The organism is Dehalococcoidales bacterium (assembly GCA_028716225.1).
Classification (GTDB): domain Bacteria; phylum Chloroflexota; class Dehalococcoidia; order Dehalococcoidales; family UBA5760; genus UBA5760.
This window is the reverse complement of record JAQUQE010000057.1, coordinates 1-6502: the sequence shown is the minus strand read 5'-3', so window position 1 is coordinate 6502 and position 6502 is coordinate 1. Positions and strand designations below refer to the sequence as shown.

The following is a 6502-nucleotide window of genomic DNA, read 5'->3' as shown; positions in this document are numbered from 1 at the left end:
TTACCCATGGATCGGCGGCCGATGGAATACTTGACTATGCTAAGGAGAATTGTGTTGACCTGATTATTATGACTACCCATGGAAAGTCAGGGCTAACGAGCTGGCATTTCGGCAGTGTAGCCAACAAGGTAACCAGAGATTCTCCAATTCCCGTACTTATAGTTACTCCGAGTGGGTTTCGGACTGGCCGATACGAGCAGATACGAGTTGACCGGGGATCAGTGTCAGCCCGCTGTTAAGGACAGATTATTATGCTGCCTACAGTATTACTCCTTCAGCTTTGATTTTCTGGATACTTTCATAGCTAGCAGCAGTGAGAACCGATGATCGGGGGGGGTAAAACAACGAAAAAGGAATGGAAAGAGAAACAAGCAGAAAGGAAGGCGTTGCACAAAACAGCAACCTATCTGAGGGAAGGATCAGTAAGGACTGAAGGGAGGAACACAGTGTCTGGCTGCACAGTTAGTAAGATTGGAGCCGCAGGGGATTCTATGAACCAAGGCGGAGGAGAAACACCCGATGCTGTATGTGAACTTCTCTACGATCTGGCCAGAGACATACCCGAAGCGCAGGTTATTGTTGCGGTGGACAAGGAAAGGGGTGAAACTACCGCATTTCTGGTCAGAGGCTCGCAAGAAGGTAAGCAAAATAGAGTGTTCAGCTTCGTCTTACAAAAAGAAGGACCGGAACTCGCCATCAACCTGGACAAGGATAACAGGCAGAATATCCTGGTGTTACGGCATGAACTGGATGAGGATGCTGCCAGGAGATGGAAGGATGAGATAGGCTTGTTGTGGATCAATGTTTTCAATGAGTATCAGGATCTGAAGAGAATATTAAGATGCTGGCAATGCCACTTATCTCCAGATGCCAGAGTGGTTGTGAATAGCTGCGACCAACCAGGAACGGCGCGAGTTCTCAAAGAATACCTCGGCGATATGGGGGACCTAAAATACAAACGGAATGTTGGAAACGCGATGGTACTCACAGTTGATCGTTGCACACACCACTGGATGATCGATTCGGATAATCTAGGGGTCTGCAAACACTGTGGTAGGAAGAGAAATTTCAAAAAGATGATAAACGAAGCTAAAGAGGCCGAAACGGGACGAATAAAAGTGCACGTCAGCAAGGCAAAGGCAGTCAAGCATACAAGTACTGGACTTAAAACAAGGAGTAATAAAAAAAGATATCGTAGCTAAATGGTGACCAATCCAATACTTTAAGGAGACATAGCGATTATGAAGAGTAAATCGGTTGCACAAAGAGAGGAAGAGCGTAGGAACCACAAGAAAGCTCTTAAACAGGCTAAGAAAAAACAAGTGAAAAACCCTGGTAGGAAAGTGAAGTAAGAATGCCTGTTTCCTAAGGATAGTTGCTTAGGTCCAAGAATGGGGAAAGGTGTGAATATGAAAAAGAGGTGACAAAAATGTTCGGCAAGAAAAAGGATACCGTACGGTCAGTCTCACCTATCGAGGAACTAACTACCAGAATATTGGCTCTAACCAACGATCAAGAAATTGTTCATAAGCTGCCGGAGTTCTATGGTAACGAATTGGCTATAGTAAGCCTGAACCCAGACTATCAACGCGGTGGCAAAAAATACAGGATACTCCTAGAGCGTACTATTGATGGTCAACCGAGTGGCCAGAGACGTACCTCCTGGGATTCCGATAAGGCAAAGGAACTGGCCAAGTGGATCCTGGAGCGTAATGGCATACCGTTCCAGCCATGAATCAATTGTCACTCGCTCGATTCCTGGATATTAACTGCTGAATTAGAAGTACATGATTTACGTAGTATCTATTCCTATCTTACTTCGAAAAACAGGATTAGTATACGGTTATTAAAATGGAGACTCCCGGGATAGTCTGCAACAGTAAATAAACCTCATTTCCTAGCTATAAGCAAATCCTAATAAAATGGTTGAGGTGATTAGGTGAACGAAAATGTACTGGTTCCTCTGGATGGGTCTAGAACGGCGGAAATTGTCCTGCCATATGCTGTAGAGTTCGTTGGTAGACTTGGTGGCCAATTGATTCTGGCTAGAATTTCCGAACCAACCCTAAAATGTAGCAAGCAACTTCGCCAGAACTACCTGGGGATAGTAACAGAACAAATGAGACAAATGCTCAATTATCAGGTTAGTGGAAAAACAGCGACGGTTCATGAGCAGGTTTTAACGGGAAACCCGTCCCTTGAAATCTTGCGCTATTCCGATGATAACAACGTTGGGCTAATAATCATGTCGGGTCGGGGCTGCTACGATGATGGGCCCTGTATCATCAATGGTATTGCAGAGAAAGTCCTTCGTGCTGCGAATCAATCGGTGTTACTGGTCAAGTCTCCGGCCAACGATAGGGCTCTACAAAGGAGAAAGCTGATAAAAAGGATCCTGCTACCGCTAGATGGTTCTAGAACCGGAGAAGCAGCTATTCCAACCGCGGAGATGTTGGGACGTTTATTGGATGCAGAGCTGATCTTGCTTCATGTAGTGGTACCATCCTCGATCCAGTTCGACAGTTTTCATGGCTTCATAACTAAAGAACTAGCGGAGCTGGTTGACCAGGCAGCAAAGGGGGATGAGGAAAGAATAGTTGACGCCACTGAATACCTGGGAAACGTGAGCATGTCGCTTCAAGAAAAGGGGTTGACAAACTCTATTGATATCATATCAGGTTACCCACCTGATATGATTATCAACTATGCTGAAGCAAACGATATAGATCTCGTCGCTATGTCCAGCCACGGCTGGAGCGGTGTCATGAGATGGGCTTTCGGCGGAGTCACCAATAAGGTTCTGCATTCCGGGAAGACCCCGGTATTAATGATACGAGCTTGTAAGATGACAAAACGGAATCAGAATGAGAAAGCACTATTCAGTATAACAGCACAAGAGTAGTAGTAAAATTAAGCGTGACAGGTTTGTGCGTATAATTACTATCAAAGCGGCATGTAGTTTTCTTGGGAGAAGAGCATCAGGTCAGTGCTTCGCTTATTCAACCGTTAAAGTACTTTTTATGTTTACCGCTTTATAATCCGACAAAGCTTTCCAGCATGACAGACACAAATAGAGCTGGATATCCCTGACCAGATATCCAGCTCTAGTATCAAATACCCTGAGCAAGCTATTACTTACCGATTCGGAACATTTTGGTGCCGCAGCTAGGGCAAATCCCTTGTGTTGCTGGTCTTCCATTTTTCATGGTAACGCTCTTGGGATTCTTCATTTCCTTTTTCGCTCGACATTTAACGCAGTACGCTTGCATGGATTACCTCCTTCCTAGTTTTCCCTGAGCTTAAACCACTCGTGGGATAAAGTCAATAGGCACGGATATAATTGTAAAGAAAAAGGCCTGGGGAAATTTCTTCCCCCAGGCCTAACCACTGACATCTTACCTATTATCTCAGAACTCGAACAGCTCCGGCTGTTCGGATTTCCTTTGTTCCTCAGCTTCCTCCCGTTCTATTCGCCTATCCGCCCTCTCCCTCTCCTGCCTTACCTTTACCCGCTGGTGGAATATCCAATCCTTTAGCCTCTTGAGCTCAGCCATCTGGTAATCATCAAGGCTCTCAACCCGGATATCTTCCGGCATCTCTCCACCTTTATGCCGGGTATAGGTTTTGGTAGAGACATAGAGATAGATCCGGCTCCAGTCGTGGTCCATCGGGAAACTCAGCCCGGCGGTATAGAGATAGGCGCAGGCTTCGGCATCGGTACCGGTTTCCTCTTCGCCCTTTGAGGTCCTGATACTCATCTCCAGCCTGTCCATCGTGATGGCTCCCTTAATCCAATCGGGTAAGGTTTCTCCCCATCCCCCAGGGAATACCATTATTGGGTCGGTGAATATCCCCACGATATCACTGACCATATCACCTGTTTTTGGCACAAAAACCCTCCTTAATTTTTTCATTGTTTCGTTTTGTATTTTCAAGTTTAGCCGACTAATACCGGCTGCCGGCCGTGGCTGGCTATCCGTTTCTCTGTCTCAATAGCCCCGTCGGGTAAATCATCCCTCACAGCCTTAATTGCCGACTTGATGTAGCTTATCCGCTCGATATCGCAAACCAGGCGTACCAGGCGCTGGTCAAGATACTGGGGCAGGTTAGGTATGTTCCGGGCCTCGTTAGCCACAATCTTGGCTCGTTCCAGCGGTTCAGCGGCCTGGTCTACCATCTCCTCCACCATGTCCATCGCCTCGCTTACCAGTAGCGCGCTCCATCTAATGGGCACAGTTTCACCTCCTCTCTTTAGACTTGCCCCTTACCACGCATAGACAAGCGGGTATTACTCCCACGCACTGGGGGAGCAATACCCCCTCACTTACAAAAAAAGAGCACAAAAAGGGTGCTTCACAACACCCTCTTTGTGCGTGTCTTTTTGAGTTCAAGCGTTCAATTTCAGGCTACGGCGACTGGCTCTCTTACCTTGCCCTTACGCTTCGGCTTCGGTTTGCTCTCAGCTTCAGCTTCTGGCTCGGCTACCTCTACCTCTGTCTCGGTAACCTCTGTCTCGGCTTCGGTTACCTCATCGGCTACCCCTTCACTCTCGGCTTCAGCTTCTGGCTTGCCTTCGGCTTTCGGTGTGTGCTCACTGGTAAGCATCGGCATTACCACCAGCTTATAGCCGTTAGTGGTAAAGAGGACTGGCGACTTGCCGTCGGTGAGCTTTAGCTCTGGCATACCGCCACACGCCTTTAACGCTTCGGCAAGGTAACCGCCGTCCAGCCTTACCCTGTTAGCCTCACCCTCGATATCGGCTGGCATTGTGGCTTGCCCCTTATCATCGGGATTAGCCAGCACCATAACGCCGTTACCAAGGGTAATGTCTATCGGGTAGGACTTGCTGTCGGCCAATGCTCTCAGTGTGCCGATTGCCTTGCCCGCCTCAACAGTGTCGAAGTGAGCGGTGGTCTTAGCCTCGGTCGGGATTAGCCTCTCCCAGTCGGGAAACTTGCCGTCGTCGCTAACCCACTGATAGCGGATTAGCTCGGTGTCAATGGTGAGCGTCTTAATGTCCTCACCCTCAAAGCTAACCCTCACTCTCTTGGCGCTCCGTAAGGCGCCCGCTATTCCTGCCAAATCCTCACGGCTTATCAGGACTTCGCCCTCTCCGTCATAGTCAAGGCTTACTACCGCCAGTCTAAAGCCGTCGGCGCTTACCAGCGTGAGCTTACCCTCTTTAGCCGTAAAGAGGACACATTGTAATACTGGTCGAGTGTCCTCAGTAGCGGTAAAGGGTAGCACTCTCGATAGCGCTTCCGCTAGCTCCAGACTGCCGATGTTAGGCGTTATGGCGTTACGAGAGGTAACCCTCACCTCACAGAGCGTCATCGGCGTGTTATCACCTATCCACGCTCCGTCATCAAGCTGGCTGATATTAGCTCCACAAACTACCTTAAGCCGTTTGCTAACAGCCTGCGTCTCGCTAGCACTGTCAGTAAACGGGGCAACTTTCACGATGTTGCTTCCGTTTAGCGACTTAAGATAACCGAGTAAGCCTTTACGCCCAATGGTAAAGTCCAGTAGCGTTACCCTGTCGGCGACCGCTCTGGATAAGGCGTTTACCAGCGTCGCTTTATGCGCCACAAAGCCTGAGCCTGAACGCTTGCCCTCGATATTCAGTTTTTCCAGTTTATTCACCCCTTTGGCTATCTGGCAGTCGGGCAAGTCCGCCAGCTTCGCCTCTTTAGTAAGCTACCGCATATCTGCGTCTCGCTAGCCTATGCGGTGCTTCCACTATATAAGTGTCCGAAATCACCCTAAAACCTTATCACTCAATCAACTTTTTTTGCTCTTGCCTTCTATATCGAGAAAGATAAACCATATCGTAGTTAGTAAGGGCTTCCCCACTATGTAGCTTGTGAGCTATGGCTACCAGTCTTGGCTTATAGCCTAGCTCCCAGATATCCTCACTGACCCACGCCCCAAGCTCAAGAGCCTTATCATCCGCTATCAGCTCTCCAAGCTCGGTGGTGTTGCCCTCACTGTCTATGACAGGCTTACTCAGGCTTTCCAGCTTGATAGCCTTCTTACACTCTCGGTATAGGTCGTTCTCTCTACACTTTGCCCTTTGCGCCTTGCTACAGTGCTGGCAGTCCAAGCCGTTATTTACCTTATAATGCCGATACCAGTAATGATTTACGCTATGACTGGCAATCCGATACATCACGGCTTCGGTAAACGGCTTGTGTCCGTTATTGCGCTCCACGTCGGCAAGGGTAAGCATTATATCGTGTAGCAAGTCCTCTCTATCCTCTGGCTTTGACTTACCGCTAAACCGAGAGGCTACCTTATAATAGGCTAGCCAATTGCCCTCTAGCTGGTCATAGCCGTTGCCGATAGACCGAGCTTGCTTTTGCCGTCGCCGTCGGCTAGACTTGATGCTACGCAAGGCTTGTGTCCTGCTGTGCTGTTGGCTCGCTGGCTTTCCGCACCACGGACATACGCCTTGCCTTTCGTTTAGCACCCATACCTTACCGCACTGGCTACAGTGTCCGCC

The 6502-nt window shown here is 48.5% G+C and carries 9 protein-coding genes; 4 read left to right on the top strand and 5 right to left on the bottom strand.

The window, feature by feature from the left end:
- The 4 genes from PHI12_12755 to PHI12_12740 all read left to right on the top strand — a co-directional run.
- Positions 1-239 (top strand): universal stress protein (locus PHI12_12755; protein MDD5511661.1); only part of this gene is annotated, 239 nt, incomplete at its 5' end.
- Positions 240-491: 252 nt separating this feature from the next.
- The gene (locus PHI12_12750; protein ID MDD5511660.1) at positions 492-1202 is read left to right on the top strand and encodes a hypothetical protein; all 711 of its coding nucleotides are present in this window, start codon (positions 492-494) and stop codon (positions 1200-1202) included.
- 227 nt (positions 1203-1429) lie between these two features.
- Complete coding sequence (locus tag PHI12_12745; protein ID MDD5511659.1) at positions 1430-1735, top strand: hypothetical protein; 306 nt, start codon at positions 1430-1432, stop codon at positions 1733-1735.
- Between the two features lie 204 nt (positions 1736-1939).
- Entirely contained in the window at positions 1940-2902 is a 963-nt protein-coding gene (locus PHI12_12740; GenBank protein MDD5511658.1) for a universal stress protein, read from the top strand.
- 229 nt (positions 2903-3131) lie between these two features.
- On the opposite strand, the gene PHI12_12735 is transcribed toward PHI12_12740, so the two are convergent.
- From PHI12_12735 to PHI12_12715, 5 genes are all read right to left on the bottom strand, one after another.
- Positions 3132-3269: a DUF5679 domain-containing protein gene (locus PHI12_12735; protein ID MDD5511657.1), complete on the bottom strand. Its 138-nt coding sequence runs from the start codon at positions 3267-3269 to the stop codon at positions 3132-3134.
- A gap of 138 nt (positions 3270-3407) precedes the next feature.
- A complete protein-coding gene (locus PHI12_12730) occupies positions 3408-3890 on the bottom strand; it encodes a hypothetical protein (protein ID MDD5511656.1) in 483 nt (160 codons plus the stop codon).
- A gap of 47 nt (positions 3891-3937) precedes the next feature.
- Positions 3938-4234 (bottom strand): hypothetical protein, encoded by a 297-nt coding sequence (locus PHI12_12725; GenBank protein ID MDD5511655.1) that lies wholly within the window; start codon positions 4232-4234, stop codon positions 3938-3940.
- Positions 4235-4401: 167 nt separating this feature from the next.
- Positions 4402-5670 carry a DNA polymerase III subunit beta gene (locus tag PHI12_12720; GenBank protein ID MDD5511654.1) on the bottom strand — a complete coding sequence of 423 codons (1269 nt, stop codon included), beginning with the start codon at positions 5668-5670 and terminating at the stop codon, positions 4402-4404.
- 103 nt (positions 5671-5773) lie between these two features.
- The coding region (locus PHI12_12715; protein MDD5511653.1) for a hypothetical protein at positions 5774-6502 on the bottom strand (729 nt) is incomplete at its 5' end.

Excerpts from the sequence above, each read along its gene's own strand:
- PHI12_12735 (MDD5511657.1), bottom strand. The coding sequence starts at position 3,269 with ATGCAAGCGTACTGCGTTAAATGTCGAGCGAAAAAGGAAATGAAGAAT.
- PHI12_12745 (MDD5511659.1), top strand. The coding sequence starts at position 1,430 with ATGTTCGGCAAGAAAAAGGATACCGTACGGTCAGTCTCACCTATCGAG.
- PHI12_12750 (MDD5511660.1), top strand. The coding sequence starts at position 492 with ATGAACCAAGGCGGAGGAGAAACACCCGATGCTGTATGTGAACTTCTC.